The sequence below is a fragment of the Candidatus Limousia pullorum genome, from assembly GCF_057405065.1.
This window is the reverse complement of record NZ_CM171614.1, coordinates 809461-827348: the sequence shown is the minus strand read 5'-3', so window position 1 is coordinate 827348 and position 17888 is coordinate 809461. Positions and strand designations below refer to the sequence as shown.

Annotated in this window: 14 protein-coding genes and 2 tRNA genes; 7 read left to right on the top strand and 9 right to left on the bottom strand. The window is 41.2% G+C overall.

Annotation, left to right across the window (positions count from 1 at the left end; all coding sequences use genetic code 11):
- The first annotated feature begins 22 nt into the window (after positions 1-22).
- A complete protein-coding gene (locus CGICJO_RS03645; protein WP_486499677.1) occupies positions 23-808 on the top strand; it encodes a hypothetical protein in 786 nt (261 codons plus the stop codon).
- Between the two features lie 337 nt (positions 809-1145).
- Positions 1146-2654, top strand: a complete 1509-nt coding sequence (locus CGICJO_RS03640; protein WP_486499676.1) for a Na+/H+ antiporter NhaC family protein — start codon at positions 1146-1148, stop codon at positions 2652-2654.
- Between the two features lie 245 nt (positions 2655-2899).
- Here the strand turns inward: CGICJO_RS03640 and CGICJO_RS03635 are convergent.
- From CGICJO_RS03635 to mgtE, 8 genes are all read right to left on the bottom strand, one after another.
- A tRNA-Thr gene (locus tag CGICJO_RS03635) sits at positions 2900-2975 on the bottom strand.
- Between the two features lie 9 nt (positions 2976-2984).
- A tRNA-Asp gene (locus tag CGICJO_RS03630) sits at positions 2985-3061 on the bottom strand.
- Between the two features lie 110 nt (positions 3062-3171).
- Positions 3172-4743, bottom strand: a complete 1572-nt coding sequence (locus CGICJO_RS03625) for a S1C family serine protease (RefSeq protein WP_486499675.1) — start codon at positions 4741-4743, stop codon at positions 3172-3174.
- A 149-nt stretch (positions 4744-4892) separates the two neighbouring features.
- On the bottom strand, positions 4893-6191 hold the full coding sequence (locus CGICJO_RS03620; RefSeq protein WP_486499674.1) for a murein hydrolase activator EnvC family protein: 1299 nt from the start codon (positions 6189-6191) through the stop codon (positions 4893-4895).
- A gap of 172 nt (positions 6192-6363) precedes the next feature.
- The gene (spoIIID, locus tag CGICJO_RS03615) at positions 6364-6642 is read right to left on the bottom strand and encodes a sporulation transcriptional regulator SpoIIID (protein WP_087378592.1); all 279 of its coding nucleotides are present in this window, start codon (positions 6640-6642) and stop codon (positions 6364-6366) included.
- A gap of 464 nt (positions 6643-7106) precedes the next feature.
- Positions 7107-8054, bottom strand: coding sequence for a D-2-hydroxyacid dehydrogenase (locus CGICJO_RS03610; RefSeq protein WP_486499673.1), 948 nt, complete (start codon positions 8052-8054; stop codon positions 7107-7109).
- 16 nt (positions 8055-8070) lie between these two features.
- Positions 8071-9147, bottom strand: a complete 1077-nt coding sequence (locus CGICJO_RS03605; RefSeq protein WP_486499672.1) for a lipase family protein — start codon at positions 9145-9147, stop codon at positions 8071-8073.
- A gap of 58 nt (positions 9148-9205) precedes the next feature.
- Positions 9206-10591 (bottom strand): magnesium transporter, encoded by a 1386-nt coding sequence (gene mgtE, locus CGICJO_RS03600; protein ID WP_486499671.1) that lies wholly within the window; start codon positions 10589-10591, stop codon positions 9206-9208.
- A gap of 737 nt (positions 10592-11328) precedes the next feature.
- Here mgtE and CGICJO_RS03595 point away from each other — a divergent pair.
- The 4 genes from CGICJO_RS03595 (at position 11329) to CGICJO_RS03580 (ending at position 15230) form a co-directional block, all read left to right on the top strand.
- Positions 11329-11751 (top strand): DUF6465 family protein, encoded by a 423-nt coding sequence (locus CGICJO_RS03595; RefSeq protein ID WP_087378583.1) that lies wholly within the window; start codon positions 11329-11331, stop codon positions 11749-11751.
- A gap of 138 nt (positions 11752-11889) precedes the next feature.
- Positions 11890-12762, top strand: a complete 873-nt coding sequence (locus CGICJO_RS03590; protein ID WP_486499670.1) for a DUF2238 domain-containing protein — start codon at positions 11890-11892, stop codon at positions 12760-12762.
- 17 nt (positions 12763-12779) lie between these two features.
- Positions 12780-14402: an amidohydrolase gene (locus CGICJO_RS03585; RefSeq protein WP_486499669.1), complete on the top strand. Its 1623-nt coding sequence runs from the start codon at positions 12780-12782 to the stop codon at positions 14400-14402.
- 36 nt (positions 14403-14438) lie between these two features.
- Complete coding sequence (locus CGICJO_RS03580) at positions 14439-15230, top strand: HAD family hydrolase (protein WP_486499668.1); 792 nt, start codon at positions 14439-14441, stop codon at positions 15228-15230.
- Positions 15231-15269: 39 nt separating this feature from the next.
- Here the strand turns inward: CGICJO_RS03580 and CGICJO_RS03575 are convergent, their stop codons facing one another.
- On the bottom strand, positions 15270-16139 hold the full coding sequence (locus tag CGICJO_RS03575) for a DegV family protein (protein WP_486499667.1): 870 nt from the start codon (positions 16137-16139) through the stop codon (positions 15270-15272).
- A gap of 191 nt (positions 16140-16330) precedes the next feature.
- On the opposite strand from CGICJO_RS03575, the gene CGICJO_RS03570 reads away from it, so the two are divergent.
- Positions 16331-17848 carry an oligosaccharide flippase family protein gene (locus CGICJO_RS03570; protein WP_486499666.1) on the top strand — a complete coding sequence of 506 codons (1518 nt, stop codon included), beginning with the start codon at positions 16331-16333 and terminating at the stop codon, positions 17846-17848.
- Positions 17849-17888: the final 40 nt, after the last annotated feature.

The window sequence follows — 17888 nt, the reverse complement described above, 5'->3', positions numbered from 1 at the left end:
AACAATAAAGGGGTATGTTAAAATGAACGATTCAGATAAAAGTAATGAAAATATTTATATTGATAATGAAATTGCTTATTCGCTTGTAATGATGTATACTTTTGTGAAATGTAATTTTTTAGGTTATCCCGAATGTGAAATATGCAGATTTTTAGGTCACGAATGTTATTTCGCTTCCCAAATTAAAAAAATCTGTGACTGCATGAATATCAAGGAATTGCATTTTTTGTTTTTGACATATGCCGGAGGAAAAAAATATGTGATTAAAATAACAAATGCTTTGATATTTAAGCTTTGCAAAAAAAACGGATTTTACGGTCAACCTCAGGCATTTATTTTTAAGCAATATTCAGAAATAAATGATAATAATATTGTTAACGTACAATACGGAGAAAATAAAGGCAGGTGTAACAAAACATACCAAAAGACTTTCAGATACTTAAGCGATAAATTGGAAGCCGTTTTCGGAAATATAAGTGCTTTTATGATTTGTATAATCTGCATTTTTTTGAATTTGCAAAAGCATGAAAAAGAAGGCATAGAAACAATACATGATGTTTTAGAAAGCAGTCGGATTTCCGATAATAATTTATTAATTGATATCGGAGAGTTGTTAACTAAGTATAAGAAAGAGTTATATAGATCAGCTAAAATCTTTTTCGATAATAAAAACAACGGATTGACAGATTCTTTGGAAACTGATACCTACTATATCATAAGCTTTATCGATGATATGATAAGTCTTATAAATGCAAAAAACGACTATCAAAATATTCATTTGCATTATACTCCAAATCACAATATTTGATAGGAGCATTCTTACATAAAACCGGATATTTAAATTTTACTGTATAATTTACTGTATAATAAAACTGACAGTAAATGGGGTGTAACCCGGTATGATTGGACATGGTTTGCTTTTCAAAGGGAAGCTTTGCGCTTTCCTTTAAAAAACGGCAGACTGTGTCTATTTTATTTCTAATAAATCATAAAAAGTACAGTCCGGTGTAACAAAGTTAAAAAACATAAAAAATATGGCGCAAAAGTCAGAAAATTGTTGACATTCTGCCAAAACTATTTTACTATATGAATATCTGTTATATGGAACGTGATAGATAAATGAAAAAAGTTAGGAGTTGGACAAATTGTTTATCGGAACATGGTGGTCTATAGTACCGCCTATCCTTGCGATTACCCTTGCCCTTATCACAAAAGAGGTTTATGTATCCCTTTTTGCGGGCGTTCTTTTGGGTGCGCTTTTTGTAGCAGGTTTCCATCCTTGGGAAACCTTTGACACACTTTTCACCACAATGGCTGACAGCATCGACCTTAACATTGTTATTTTCTTAGTTCTTCTGGGAATGGTTGTTGCTCTTATGACAAAGTCCGGAGGCTCTAAGGCTTACGGCGACTGGGCAAGCCAAAGAATAAAGACCAAAAAAGGCGCATTGCTTGCCACAACAGGTCTTGGCTGTCTTATTTTCGTTGACGACTATTTTAACTGTCTTACAGTTGGCTCAGTTATGCGCCCTGTTACAGACAAAAACAAAATTTCCCGTGCAAAGCTTGCATACATAATCGACTCAACAGCTGCTCCTGTATGTATTATCGCCCCTATTTCAAGCTGGGCTGCTGCGGTAAACTCATACGTACCTGAGGACAGCTCAATGTCAGGTTTTCAGCTTTTCATAAACACAATTCCATTTAATCTCTATGCTTTGCTTACAATTTTTGCAGTTGTATTCTTAGCTGTAACAGGAATTGACTTCGGCAAAATGAAGATACACGAGAGAAACGCCGCAAAAGGCGACCTTTTCACCAGCGGCAAGGACGACATTGAAAGCTCTGAATCTCAGCCTCAGAACCTCAGCGCAAAGGGCAAAGTTATCGACCTTGTTCTTCCTGTTATCGTTCTCATTATTTCAGCAGTTGGCGCAATGATTTACACAGGTTTCCTTTCCGGAGCTACAAACGTAGTTGACGCTTTTGCAAACTGCAATTCCAGCAAGAGCCTTATTTTCGGCGGAATTATAACAGTTATTTTCATGGGATTTTTGTATCTCCCAAGAAGAGTTCTCCGTTTCGGAAACTTTATGTCAAGCCTTGTAGAGGGCTTCAAGCTCATGGTTCCTGCAATCACAATCCTTGTTTTTGCATGGACTCTTAAAGGCATGGGCGACCAGCTTGCAATCAGTGATTTCGTTAAAACCACAGTTGGCAACAACGCAAGCGCAAGCATTTTCATCCCTGTAATCATGTTTGCAATAGCTATTTTCCTTGGTTTCTCAACAGGTACATCATGGGGAACATTTGCTATTCTTGTTCCTATAGTTATCGGCATGTTCGCTTCCACAGACCAAAACATGATGGTTATTTCCGTATCCGCAGTTTTGGCAGGAGCTGTATGCGGCGACCACATTTCACCTATTTCCGACACAACAATCATGTCGTCGGCAGGCGCACAGTGCAACCACATCAACCACGTTTCAACTCAGATGCAGTACGCACTGGTTGTTGCCGCAGTTTCCGCTATCGGTTATATTATCGCCGGTATCACAAAGAGCTGGATTATTTCACTTTTGATTTCCGCTGTTCTTTTGGTAGCAATATTCCTTGTTATAAATCATCTTTCCAAAAAGAACGACATAAAATGATTTTTGGTTCCGACCTGCAAAGGTTTAACATAGAAATTAACACCTGCACAGGTCGGGCGAAACCTTCGGTTTAATATTTGGAATGGTTCGCTCCCGGTTGAGTTTTATTTTAAATATTACAGTTACAGCCACGGTTGTTTTACCGTGGCTGTTTTCTTTTATAGAATAATAATTTTACTGTGTTTATTCTTTTCTATTTCCATATACAACAAAAAAACCACCGACATAATCGGTGGTTGAAATTCTGGAGCTGATAGGCAGGCTCGAACTGCCGACCTCATCCTTACCAAGGATGCGCTCTGCCGCCTGAGCTATACCAGCGAAAAAAAATGGCGACCCGGAACGGGTTCGAACCGTCGACCTCTAGCGTGACAGGCTAGCGTTCTAACCAACTGAACTACCGGGCCATTTTAACGGCAATAACTTCAGGTCATTGACCGTTTTTTATTATATCATATGTTAAATGAAATTGCAAACATTTTTTTCAAAAAATCCAAAATTTTTTTGAGATTTTAAATCAGTAATAATAAAGCTCTATTTCACAGTAAAGCTCTTCCCAATATACGGTGTCATTTTCCTCGTCCTGAACCGGGCGCATATATCCCACTTCCATAACATCTCCGTCGTTTCTATCGTAAAGTATTCTTTTGATATCCTCCACGCTGTCCACGGTTTCCCCGTCTATGGACACCACCACGTCGCCGGCTTGAAGCTCGCTGTTATAGGCAGGGCTTTCCTCTATCACTTCGGCTATCAAAACTCCGGCAGGCATTCCGCTTTCTTCGCTGTCCTCCTCGGTAATTCTATAACCGTAAATTCCCAGACTGAGCCTTTCCCTCGCTTCTCCGTATTTTATAATGTCGTTGGCAACCTCACGAACTGTATCGGAGGGTATGGCAAGACCTATGCCCTCAAAATTTTCCTTAGCAAGCTTTGAGGTGTTTATACCTATAATCTGCCCGTCCATATTGCACAGAGGGCCTCCGCTGTTTCCGGGATTTATGGCGGCGTCAACCTGTATATAGGTTATTTCCTTGTCAAGCTTTCTGTTTATGGCTGATACAATCCCCTTTGTAAGGCTGTTCCTGAAATATATGCCCTCGGGATTTCCCAGAGCCACAACCTCCTGACCCACTTTCAGATTCTCGGTTTCCGCAAACTCCGCAGGCTCAAGGTCTATACCGTCAACCTTTATAACCGCAATATCCGTTTCCGGGTCACAGCCCACAACTACCGCCTGTGAAATATTTCCCATATTATCTATAACCATAACCTGGCTGTCCCTTGAATTGTCTACAACGTGGCTGTTTGTAACTATATATCCGTCGCTGTGAATTACAACTCCTGTTCCCTGGTAAACCTCGGAAACATTTTCGCTCCACTCCTCTTTATTTGTCACAATAAGCACGGTGGAGGGCAGAATTTTTTCATATGCCTTTTCCGCCGAGGACTCGCCGTCCACTGTCTGGGGCACAAGCTCTATTGATACATCGTCACGGAGATAATCTATGTACTGGGTTGAACTTTCCGTGGGTTCTTCCTCATATGTCTGTTCCTCTGTGGTGGTTGTTTCAACGGAATTTCCCTCATAATCATTATTTCCGTCGGAATACATAAGAACAACAAAGCCCACAGCGACTGCGCAGAAAATAACTCCCACTGTCGCAAGAAAAATTATAAGTCCCGTGTTTTTCCTGCTTTTTTTATTTTGTTCAGTGCCTTCCGTTAAGTTCTGACTTGCAACAGGCGGCTGAACTGTGGGAATCTGAAAATCCGGAACATCCGGGCTAAAGCTCTGCCATTTAGCTTCTCCGTAAGGGTTTGGCAAGCTCTCACCCTGAGGGAAAAGCGGCTTTTCCGCCGGTTGTATGTTTTCAGCTTCCGAGAATTTTTCCTCTTCCTCAAAAGAAATATCCTGGGGAAAATTCTCATCCGGGTGTTTTTTAGGAGGTACAAAGGAAAATTCCTTCTGCCCCATCTTGGCTTTTTTATCGATAAAGCTCTGATAAGGTTTATCCATCATTTGAAATTTTTGAAACTGTGTTTCATCTTCCGTTTGATTTTGACTGCTCTGAAATTCTTCCTCCATTTTTCACCCTCCTTTTCTCAAAAAATTTACCATGTTGTTTTATTATATCACGGTCAAACCAAAAATAACAGTGATTTTTAGCCTTTTGGTTATTGAATATACAAAAAAGAACAGCGGCGTTTTTTACCTCGCCGCTGTAAAATTACATTTTATAAGCCCAACGTAGGAGCCGGGTCATATCTTACTCCGTTGTACCAACATTCAAAATGGAGGTGAGCTCCGAAAGAATTTCCCGTATTTCCGATATATCCGATAAGCTGGCCACGTTCAACGTAATCGCCTACATCTACAAGAACCTGGCTGCAATGGGCATACTGGGTGGCATATCCGCTGCCGTGGTCTATCATAATGTGATAACCCCAGCCTGAACCCCATTCGTCGGTTTTGTTTGCTCTGATAACCGTTCCTGATTCCGCTGCCACAATAGGTTTGCCGTATGCGCTTCCGTAACATGCAATATCAAGACCCTGGTGTGCTCTGCCATCGCCCCAATATGAGGTTATAACAGTACATCCCGGTGCCGGCCAAAGATAACTTCCGCCTGTTGGTTCTCCTGATGAAGAGCCGCCGTCAGATGAACCACCTGAGGATGAGCCGCCCTCTGAAGAGCCACCGGATGATGAACCTCCTGATGAAGAATCTCCGTCAGATGAACCGCCGGAGGATGAGTTTTCCTCTTCCTTCTTCTGTTCTTCCTGTTCCTTTACATATTCCTCATGCCACTTGGCTATTTCATCCATAAGCTGGTCTTTTTCTGCGGCAATGGCAGCTTCTCTTTCCTCATAGCCGTCAACCTGAGTTCTAAGCTCTTCTATAACAGCCTTTCCCTCTGTTTCAAGCTGTGCCAGCTCATCGAGTTTTGCTTCCTGTTCCTGCTTTGTCTTGGTAACCTCATCCTTTGCTTTCTGAGTTTCCTCTATAAGTGTATTTTTTTCATTTATAGAATTATTCAAGCCGTCGATAAGGTTTTTATCAAATCTTCCTACAGCCTCAACAATAACGCTCTTGTCAACAAAGTCGTTAAAATCCTTAGCTCCCAGAATTATTTCCAGGGATGAAGCGTTGCCGGACTTGTAAATAGCATTGAGTCGGCTTCTGAGAACCTCGTAATCGTCTTCAATTTCCTGTTCGTTTGAAGCAATTTCAGCGTTGAGGGTTTCTATCTCCTCTTCATAGAGCTGGATTTTCTCTCGCATTGTATCGATTTCCTGCTCTACGGAATCCATTTTAGCACGGATTGTTTCCAGATATGCTTCCTTATCCTCTATTTGTTTTTTTGCCTCTTCCATGGCTTTGTCAAGCTCTTCCTGCTCCTCTTCAAGCTCGGACTGTTTGTCTTCCAAAGCGTCAAGCTCGTCTTGGCTTACCGCCGCCGCATTAAACGCAATAAAGGACGTTATGCAGGCAGCAGCCAGTAAAAGGCAAAGTAGTTTTTTGAACTTCTTCATTTTTTCCTCCGTCAACCGCCGAATTTCGACGTAAAAACTTTTAAATCCTCTTAAAGTCGAAAATACTGACTAAATTGTAATTCATTATACAATAAAATTACAAATTTGTAAATATTTTTTCGCTGTTAAAAATTTGCTGACGGAGTATAGACTTTATATTAAGCTGTTTAGGTCAAATATCGCCTGATGATTTTTTTGACATGGATAATTTCAAATATTTATTTTTAGTGGCAAGACCGCCACGTATATGCCTTTGGGATTTGTTTATATCCAAAATTTTCTTTACTTCGCTGTACAAAGCCGGATTGAGCTTTTTAAGCCTTTGACTTACGTCCTTGTGGACTGTGCTTTTGCTTATGCCGAACTTTCTCGCCGCCGCTCTGACGGTCTCCTTGTTTTCCAGTATGTATTCCCCAAGCTCTACAGCACGTTCTTCAACAACGCCTTTCACAATGACTACCCTCCAATCCTTGAGTAATATGCGTTGTTAAATCATATGCCGGTTATATATTTTTTATTTCTTTTTTATTTTTTCCATAGTTAAAGATAATTCAATAAAAGAATAATAAAAACAGCCACGGTAAAATAACCGCAGCTGTAAAATTATAATATTCAAAATCAAACAAACCGAGAGCGAGGCATTCCAAAGAATAAGCAAAACGTCTCGCCCGCCTTGAAATGATGTTTATTTTTAAAGTAAAGTTTTGCAAGGCGGAAATAAAAAACTCGCCCGACCTGTAACAGAAGTTTATTTTTATATTTTCCCCTTGCAGGTCGGAAACAAAAAATAATCAAACCCAACCAGGAGCGAACCATTCCAAAGAATAAGCAAAACGTCTCGCCCGCCTTGAAATGATGTTTATTTTTAAAGTAAAGTTTTGCAAGGCGGAAATAAAAAACTCGGAAATAAAAATATTAGTTTACTTTGTTGGTTGGGGTTCCGTTTATGAAGGATTTTAGGTTGTGCTCTACTATTTCCATAAGCCTTATTCTTGTTTCGTAGTGTGCCCAGGCAATGTGCGGTGTTATGATGCAGTTTTTTACACCAAGCAGACAGCAGTCGTGCTTCATCGGCTCTGTTTCCAAAACGTCTATACCGGCTCCGGAAAGCTGACCGCTCTCCAAGGCTTCCTTTAAATCCTCTTCGCAGAGAACGCCGCCTCTTGAGGTGTTCACGAAAAATGCGCCCTTTTTCATTTTGTTAAAGGTTTCCTTTGTAAACATCTTTTCAGAGTCCTTGTTTAACGGACAGTGAACTGTTACGATGTCACTGTTTTGAAGAAGCTGGTCAAGGGAACAGAATTTTCCGTTTTCAACCTCTTTAAAATTTCTTGAATGGGCAAGAATATTCATTCCGAAAGCGTGGGCAATTCTTCCCACTGCCTTTCCTATGCTTCCGTAGCCAACTATGCCTATGGTTTTACCCCAAAGCTCGTTTATGTCAAATACAAAGGGTGAAAATGTGGGACTGTTTTTCCAGCCGCCCTGCTGTACAAAATCGTTGTACTTTCCAACCTGTGTGAAATGTTCAAGAATAAGGGCGAAGGTGTGCTGGGCAACAGCGTTGGTGGAATAGCTTCCGGCGTTGCAGACGGTTATTCCCTTTTCGTTGCAGTAGTCAATATCTATATTATTGTAGCCTGTGGCAAAAAGTCCTATGTATTTGAGCTTTTCCGCCCCTGCCAGAGTTTCTCTGTTCAGGGGTGTTTTGTTGCATATTACTGCGTCTGCGTCCTTGAGTCTTTCGGAGATTTCTTCTTTTGATGTCAGTGGATATATCACCACTTCCCCGTATTTTTTCAAAAAGTCCAGGGAGATATCCCCTTTTGTAATTGTCTGTGCGTCGGTTATAACTATTTTCATTTTTTAATTCCTTCTTTCATTGGGAAAGCAGTCCCAGTATATTTTTTAAATAGGTTTCACCCATGTGGGATTTTACGCATACAAGGTTGTTTACATCCTGAGGCTTTATGTTTCCCGGGTTTTCGCCGTACTCGCCGAGAACAAGCCTTGACAAAGGCTCAAGCTGTGTGTTCATTGAAAGCATAAACCTTGAAACCTCTCCAAGGGGATATTTTTTCGACATAAGTCCGGCAAGCACACGGAAATATTCATAAAGGGTAAAGGATTTCCCCTTTTCGGATGTTATTCTTAGTCTGTAATATTCGTTTCTGTCCTTTGCGATTTCCCATGCGCAGCGGGAAAAATCACGGCGCAGGTCGGTTTTCGGCTTTTCTCCCAAAGAAATTATTCTGCCGTATTTGCCAAAACCCCACTGACCGGGAGGACATACTGTTATTATATCGTTTTGGTTTTCAAAATTCACTATATTTTCGTAATCTTTTTTATTTTCTACGCAAAAAGCCACGTTTGGCGCACCGAAGGTTATACAGCAGACATTTTTCTTGCCGTATTTCTCGGAAAGATACACACCTAAAAGATTAGCCGCCGCTCCCCCACGGCTGTGGCCCGTTACGAAATACCTGACATTTTGTTCCGATATTTTTTCTTTTTCCAGATATTTCAAAAGGTTTTTCTTGACTTCAAAACAGCAGCTGTAAAAGCCACGGTGAAACTTCTTTTCACCAAGGTCGAAATTACTGTACCACTGCTTTTTCACCGTTCCGCTTACGGCAATCATCACAAGGGTAAAATTTGAAAGCTTTCTTTTTCCCAAAGCAAAGGCGCAGGGTTTTACTCCGTTTTTGTCACGGTAGTTGTAAAGCCTTATATCCGTAAAGCCGCAGGAGGAAAGGCAGTTTTTTATTTTCTCCCCGTTATAGGCACAAAGGGACACGGCGGAAAATGCAAAAGCCCTTTTAAAATCCACGGAATAAAGGTCTGTATCCTTTTCCAGCTCCTCTTTTGAAAAAGCCTGAAAAAATCTTTTTGAGGGAGAAATTTTTCTTTTAAAAACAAATCTCTTTTGTCCGAAAGCACATCGTTTTAATTTCATTAAAATCACCATGTGTATTTTGTCCCGAACAAAAGAGATAATTCTTTAATATTAAATTTTAAACCTGTATTCCCAGAAGATGTGTTGCAATCTGGAAATAAACAAAAAGTGAAATTGCGTCAACCAGGGTTGTGATGAACGGGCTTGCCATAACTGCCGGGTCGAAACCGATTTTCTTGGCAAGCAAAGGAAGTGTACATCCGATAATCTTGGCAACAAAAACGGTGACAACAAGTGTAAGACAAACAACCATTGCAACCGGAACAGTTACTGCCGGATTTGACATAAGCATGTTGTCGATGAGCATCATCTTTGCAAAGTTTGCAACAGCCAGCACAGCTCCGCAGAGGAGGGCAACTCTCGATTCTTTGAAGATGATTTTCGGAACGTCCTTAAATCCGATTTCGCCCAGTGAAAGGCTTCGGATAACAGTAACGGAAGCCTGGCTTCCCGAGTTACCGCCGGTGTCCATGAGCATTGGAATAAATGCGGAAAGCACAACGGAGGTTGCCAATGCGTCCTCGTAGAATGTGATTATCATTCCTGTAAAGGTTGCGGAAATCATCAAAACCAAAAGCCACGGAATACGGCTTTTCCAGGTTTCAATAACACCAACCTTTAAGTAAGGCTTGTCGGTAGGTGTGATAGCAGCCATCTTCTGCATATCTTCCGTGGTTTCCTCTTCCATAACGTCGATAGCGTCGTCAACTGTAACGATACCAACAAGACGGTTTTCAGTATCAACTACAGGCAAAGCCAGGAAGTTATATTTGTTAAACAGATGGGCAACGTCCTCCTGGTCGTCCAGGGTGTTTACGGAAATCACGTTTGTTTCCATAAGGTCTTCAACCACTTCGTCATCCTCGGCGATAAGCAAAGTTCTTATGGAGATAATTCCCGCAAGCTTGCCGGTTTTATCGTCGGCAACATAGCAGGTGTAAATTGTTTCCTTGTCGATACCTGTTCTTCTGATTCTTTTGATAGCCTCTTCGGCGGTCATCTTCGGGCGCAGTGTGACAAACTCAGTTGTCATAATTGAGCCTGCGCTGTCCTCCGGGTACTTCAAAAGCTCGTTAATTTCTTTTCTTGTCTGAGGGTCTGCCTGACGGATAATTCTCTTTACAACGTTTGCAGGCATTTCCTCGATAATATCAACGGCGTCGTCCACATAAAGCTCGTCAACGATTTCTTTAAGCTCGCTGTCGCTGAAGCTGTGGATGAGCATTTCCTGTGTGTCCTCGTCCATTTCGACGAAGGTTTCCGCCGCAAGCTCTTTTGGAAGCATTCTGAAAAGAAATGTAATCTTTTCGTCCTGAAGCTCTTCAAAAAGTGCCGCCAAGTCGGCGGAATTCATTGTTGTAAGTATGTCTCTCAAGGTTCGAAATTTCTTTTCTTCCAAGAGAACCTTGATTGTTTCAGTGATTGTAACCGATACTTTCTCCATTCTTTTTCCTCCCATTCTTTTTGATTAAGAAATAACTTGGGAAGTAAAGACACGTTCGGGTTATATTAGGCAAGAGAAAAAAACAGACGCAAAAAACACTTATCCGTCTGCTTTTTCCCGATGCTACTTCGCCCGGGAACAGCGCCTGCACTACTTCCAGCGTCCATTTTTTATCCCCCTTCAAAACTTTATTTATTTGCGCTTATAACTCTATAATGTTCCTAAAGCACCAAAATAATTTTATACTATCACGGCTTTATTGTCAATGTGTTTTCTTCTAAGAAACAATCCATTTTTGCCGGGTTTTTGGTCGATTTTTATATTTATACATCACATTAAGAATTTTGTAAAAACTCTGTTTTTCATTCGTTATTTTTAGGTAAATTTTATGTGTTTAAAGCTTTTACACATAAAAAAATATTGCTGAAAAAACTTACAAAAATTACTGAAAAAATCAGTGTATCAGTAATTTTTCAGTTAAATATTATCGGCAGTCACCGTCATCGTGGAATTTGTGAAAAAAAACTCATATGCAACAAAATAATAATGTTATCATGCAGTAAAAACAAACCGTAAGGGTCACAAATTTATGGGAAATGCTGAAAATTCACAAGAGATTTGACAACACAAAAAAATAAATATATAATTCATATTAACAGGTTAGGGATGGCCTGTATTTTCAAGGAAGAATTGTGGATTCAAAAGTAGAAAGTTTTTAATGAAAGAGGGTAAAACCAATGGCAACTACAAAGAAGACAGCTCCTGAGGCTGCAAAGACAGAAACAGCAAAGGTTGAAGCTGTAAAGGCAGAAGAGGCTGTTGAGACAGTTACCGCTGCTGATACAAAGGTAGAAGAGGTTGCTGCTCCTGCAAAGGCAACTGCTAAGAAAACAACAAAAAAGGCTGCAACAAAGAAAACTACAACTAAGAAAGCTGCTAAGAAAGAAGAGGCAGCTGAAGTTGCTGCTCCTGCTGCAACAACAGAAATTTTTGTTGAGTACAACGGAGTTCAGGTTTCCGGCGAAGAAATCGTAAGACTCGTTAAGGGCAGCTACGGCAAAGACGTAACAGACCTTAAGATTTATGTTAAGCCTGAGGACAACCGTGCATACTATGTTGCAGACGGCGAAGCCGGTTCTGTAAGAGTATTGTTCATTTAATCTTACATCTCGGAACTATAGGTTCTGAGGAAATCTTAACCTTTAATACTGCGGTTTTTTAATCACTGCGAATCAGGGACAGACCGAAAAGTCTGTCCCTTTTTTCATATTCTATAAATAAAAGGAGAGGAGAAACAAATGACCAAAAAAGAAAAGAAGCCAAAGTCCGAAAGGTTTTTTTACGGACTTTTAGAGCAAATCAAAACAAACAAAAGCACCTTTGCAGTTTTTATAACACTGAGATTTTTTGTAATACTTGCAATGGTGGTTTCCGTAATCAGAGGAAACTATGAAAACCTTTTTGTGTGCACCTTGGCTCTCGCCCTTTTTATGATTCCCGCCTTTGTGGAAAAAAACTTCGGCATACAGCTTCCGTCCACTTTGGAAATCATAATCCTGCTGTTTATATTCTCGGCAGAAATACTGGGAGAAATACAGAGCTACTACACAAAAATCCCCTTCTGGGACACAATGCTTCACACAATGAACGGTTTTCTCTGCGCCGCTGTGGGCTTTGCGCTGGTGGATATTTTCAACCGAAACGAAAGATTCACCTTTAAGCTTTCACCCTTTTTCCTTGCATTTACCGCTTTCTGTTTTTCAATGACCGTGGGAGTTGTGTGGGAATTTTTCGAGTGCGGCTGCGACCTTTTCTTCCACACTGATATGCAGAAGGATACAATCGTAACACAGTTTTCATCTGTGCTTTTAAACCCCGAGGGCATAAACGTGCCTATTGCCGTAAACAATATACACGATACGGCCATAAACGGAAACTCTCTGGGAATCAACGGCTATCTGGACATAGGACTTCTTGACACAATGAAAGACCTTTTTGTTAATTTCATAGGCGCAGTTGTGTTCAGTATTATCGGATTTTTCTATGTTAAAAAGAGAGGTCAGGGCAAGTTCGCCAGAAGATTTATTCCGGTGGTAAAACATCATTTTGAAAACTCCGACAGCAAAACAACACAGGCAAATCCCGAAACGGAAAACTCATCGGATTTATAATCCGGAAAGGCAAAACCATGAACAATTCTTCCCCCGATAAAATCTTTTATAACGGAAACATAATCACAATGGCAGAAAATGAAAATCCCGAAGCTGTGGCAGTGACCGACGGAAAAATTTCCTTTGTGGGAAAGCTTTCTGAGATATTAAATGATGAAAGCTTTAAAAACCACAAAAGGGTTGATTTAAAGGGCAGAACACTTATGACATCCTTTATAGACCCTCACAGCCATTTTACCTCGGTGGCAACCTCATTTTTAGAAATATCACTTGAGGATGCGCAGTGCTTTGAGGACATATGCGAAAAAATCAAAAACTACATCCAAACCCAAAAGCCGGAAAAAGGCAAATGGATAGTGGCAAAGGGCTACGACCAGAATTTTCTCAAGGAAAAAGACCACCCCAGAGCCGCTGTGCTGGATAAGGTTTCACAGGATTACCCTGTTATAATCCATCACCGCTCGGGACATATGGGCGTCTTTAACTCAAAGGCTATGGAGATTTTAAAAATCGACAAAAATACTCAATCTCCCAATGGCGGAAACATAGAGAAAAAAGAGGGCGTTCCCACCGGCTACATGGAGGAAAACGCCTTTATCGAGCTTAGCAAAAAGGTTCCCATGCCCTCCCTTGAGGACATGAAAAACGCCTATATCAAAGCTCAGGAAAAATACGCCTCCTACGGTATCACAACCATTCAGGAGGGCATGACTGTCACAGAGCTTCTGCCAATGTATGAAATGCTGAAAAGAGAAAAGGTATTGTTTTTAGACACAGTATGCTACTGCGGAATAGACTCGGGCAAAGGCTTTACGGAAAGGTTTTCAGAGCACAAAGGAAAATACAAAGACCGCATAAAAATCGGCGGATATAAAATCTTCCTTGACGGCTCGCCCCAAGGCAGAACCGCATGGATGAGAAAGCCATACGAAAACTCAAAGGATTACCGGGGATACAATACAATGAGCGACGAGGCTGTTTACTCATCCTTGAAAAAAGCCCTTGATGACAACATGCAGCTTTTGGCACACTGCAACGGCGACAGAGCGGTACAGCAGTATCTTGAAGCCGCAGAAAAGCTTAAATCACAGGGATGTGAGGTTTCAAAAATAAGACCGGTCATAGTCCACGGTCAGCTTATGGGAACAGACCAGCTTAAAGAAGCCGCAGACTTAGGATTTATCGCCTCTTTCTTTGTGGCTCACGTTTACCACTGGGGAGAAATCCACCTGGAAAACTTCGGAAAAGAACGTGGCTCTCACATAAGCCCTGCGGGAAGCGCATTGAAAAACAAAATGATTTTTACATTCCATCAGGATTCGCCGGTTATCGAACCTGATATGGCGGAAACAATCTGGAGCAGTGTGGTGAGGGAAACACAGCACGGCATTTGCATAGGTGAGGAAGAAAAAATACCAGTGTACGAGGCTTTAAAAGCCGTCACCGTAAACGCCGCCTATCAGTATTTCGAGGAAAAGGACAAGGGAACCATTGAAAAGGGCAAAAAAGCCGACCTTATTATCCTTGACAAAAACCCCTTAACCTGCAAAAAAGAGGAGCTGAAAAACCTGAAAGTCCTCTGCACCATAAAAGAGGGCAAGACCGTTTACTGCCGTGATATTGAAGATTTAAAAATATGATGTTATAATTAGGGAGATAAAGGAAGGAGAATGTGTGTGATAAAGCTTGTTGCCACAGATATGGACGGAACTCTTCTCAACGATAAAAAGGAGCTTCCGAAAGATTTTTGCAGTTTCGCCGCTTCCCACAAGGACATAAAAATGGTAATCGCCAGCGGCAGACAATATTTTAATCTGATAAAGACTTTCCCAAACAACGTGGAGGATTTTATATTCATCGCCGACAACGGAGCCGTGGTTTTTGAAAAGGGAAAACCTCTTTTTATAGACTCAATCGACATGGACGTTGTTGAAGAGCTGTTAAAGGAAATCCATAAAATAGAGGGCGTTGCCTGTGTATTGTGCGGAGCAAAATCCGCCTACATATCCACAGTTGATGATATAGCCCTGAAAAATATTCAGATGTATTACGCCAAGGTTAAATTTGAAATGAAAAGCCTTGACCGGATAGGCGACGATAACATTTTAAAGATTGCGGTATTTTTGAATAAAGAGGCGGAAACAAAGCTTTACCCCGCCATTGCCCACCTGAACAATCCGGGCGGCAAGCTTTCCGCAGTGCTTTCCGGCGACAGCTGGGTTGATATTATGAACCGAGAAACAAACAAGGGAACGGCACTTAAAAAGATTATGGATATATACGGCATAAAGCCGGAAGAGTCCATGGCTTTCGGAGATTATCACAACGACCTTGAGATGATTAAGGTCTGCAAGGAAAGCTACGCCATGGAAAACGCCCACGACGACATAAAAGCCGCCGCCAAATACATAGCTCCCTCCAACAACGACGAGGGCGTTATGAAAGTCCTTTTAGAACGCATTAAATAAAATTAACGCCTGAAGCATTTCCGCTTCAGGCGTATTTTTTTATCTTTGAGAGCCTAAGAAGAACAGAGCGACTGTTCCCGGGCCGGAGTGAGTTCCTATTGAAGTTCCTATAAAGTTAATGTAAAACTTTTTGCTTCCCAGCTTTTCCTTTATCTGCTTTTCCACGTACTTTGCGTCCTCAAGGCAGTCGCCGTGGGATATAAACACATAGCCGTTTTTGGCGTCTGTTACGGTTTCAGCCATCATTTTTACAAGTCCGTCCAAGGACTGCTTTCTTCCTCTCACCTTTGAAACAGGTATCAGGTGTCCCTCGTTGTCAACATGCAAAACAGGCTTTATTCCCAAGGCGCTTCCCAAAATTGCGGAGGTTGCGGAAACTCTTCCCCCTCTCTTTAAATGGAAAAGGTCGTTTACTGTAAACCAGTGGCAGAGGTGCAGTTTATTTTCCTCAACCCACTTTGCGTTTTCCTCAATGGAAAGTCCCTCGTCTCTTTTGTCGCAGGCAAGAACGGTCAAAAGTCCAAGACCCATGGAAGCGCAAAGAGAGTCAACAACCAAGAATTTTCTCTCGGGATATTTTTCCATAAGCTCTGCCGCCGCCATGTTGGCGTTTATGCAGGTACTGCTGAGTCCCGATGAAAAAGCTATGTACAAAATGTCCTTTCCCTCTTTGAAAAATGGCTCTGCCATTTCCACGAAATCCGCAGGGTTAGGAGCGGCGGTTTTTGACTCCTTTCCCTCTCTTAAAAGTCGGTAAAATTCCTCTATCTTCATTTCCCTGCCGTCAGGATATCCCAAATAGGGTTTTCCGTCCACTGTATAGGGCATGGGAAGCACTTCTATATTCCACTTTTTTATCATCTCCGGCGACAGGTCACAGTTTGACTCGGTAAGAATTATATAGCTCATAATTTTTCTCCTTTTTCTACAGTTTATGTTGTTTGCAACATTTTTCACTAAAAAATTCGTTTTTTATTTTGAACCTTTATGTAATTTTAACCGATAGCCGGGATTTTATTTTTCTTTATTAGAAATAAAGTTATTTTTTACAGGTCTATTTCATATATTTAAAAAGCTAAAGAAATATCGGGGGCAGTATTATGAAAAAAGAGATATTTGTAAAAAATGCTTTACTGCTCACAGCCATAACGCTTATTACAAGGTCGCTGGGAGTATTTTTCAGAATTTACATATCGGGAAAAATCGGCGCAGAGGGCATCGGTCTTATGGGACTTGCAATGACCGTTTATTCTTTCAGCGCAACCTTTGCCGCCTCGGGAATAACCCTTACGGTCACAAGACTTGTAACAGACACTTTGGCTAAGGATAACAAAGCCGGCGCACTTTTTGCCGTAAAAAGGTGTGTGGCTTTTTCCGTAATCATGTCCGCCGCCGTTGGCGTCTGCCTTTTTGTTTTTTCAAATGAAATAGGCACATATTTTTTAAAGGACAGCAGAAGCGTTCTGTCTTTAAAGGTTTTGTCCGCAAGTCTACCCTTTATGGCAGCTTCCTCCTGTTTAAGGGGATATTTTTTCGCAAGGCGGCAGGCTGTAAAAACCGCACTTGAACAGCTTTTGGAACAGGTCTGCGAAATCGGCGTTTTTATGACCGTAAGCCTTAGGTTTATTCCAATGGGTCTTGAATACGCCTGCTGCGGCGTTGTTTTGGGAACAGCCTTGGCTGAGTTCTTCTCTTTCTTTTTCTCCCTGGCTTTGTATCTCCACGATGTAAAAAGGCTGGGAAGAAAAAGCGAAAAAGTCCCAGGCTTTGCAAAAAAGGCTTTGGCAATAGGAACGCCTGTGACCCTTTCTTCCTGTCTGCGCTCGGGACTTTCAATGGCTGAAAATGTGCTGATACCCTATGGTCTTAAAAAATACGGTGCGAACAGCAGTACGGCTTTAAAGGAGTACGGAAAAATCACGGGAATGGCTATGCCGGTTTTGATTTTTCCCAACGTGTTTCTATACAGCTTCGCCATGCTTATGATTCCCGAAATGAGCGAAGCGAAAATCGCCGGCAACAACCGCACAATAAGCCGCATGGCTCAGCGTGTTATGCGGTTCTCCCTTGTTTTTTCCATATGCGTAGCCACAATGTTTTTATTTTTCGGGGACGATATAGCTATGCTTATTTACGGCGATAAAAGCCTTGGTTTTTTTATAAAAGTCCTGTCCCCCATAATTCCCCTTTTGTATCTTGACAATGTGGTGGACGGAATGTTAAAGGGATTAAACGAACAGCTCCACTACCTGATTTATAATATTATTGATTCGGTTACAAGGGTAATACTCACCTTTACCCTGCTTCCGCTTATGGGAACAAAAGGCGTTATTATCGTCTGCTATGTCAGTGCAATTTTAAATTCCGGACTCAGCACTTTAAGGCTTATAAAGGTCGCCCATATAGATATGAAAATTTTTTCGTGGATTATTTTTCCGATTATAACGGGGATTTCCTCAGGTTTAATAATAAATGCAATTCTCCCCCGGTACACCGAAAACAGCCTTTTTCTGGTAATAACAAAATGCGTTATTTTTATTTTTATCTTCACCGCCGCTGTGTACCTTTCAAATAGGGTTTCTGAAAATGGTTTTAATAATAAAATCACCCATGGGTAGGGATTCGTTTTCTATTTAAATTCATAATAAACAATAATAT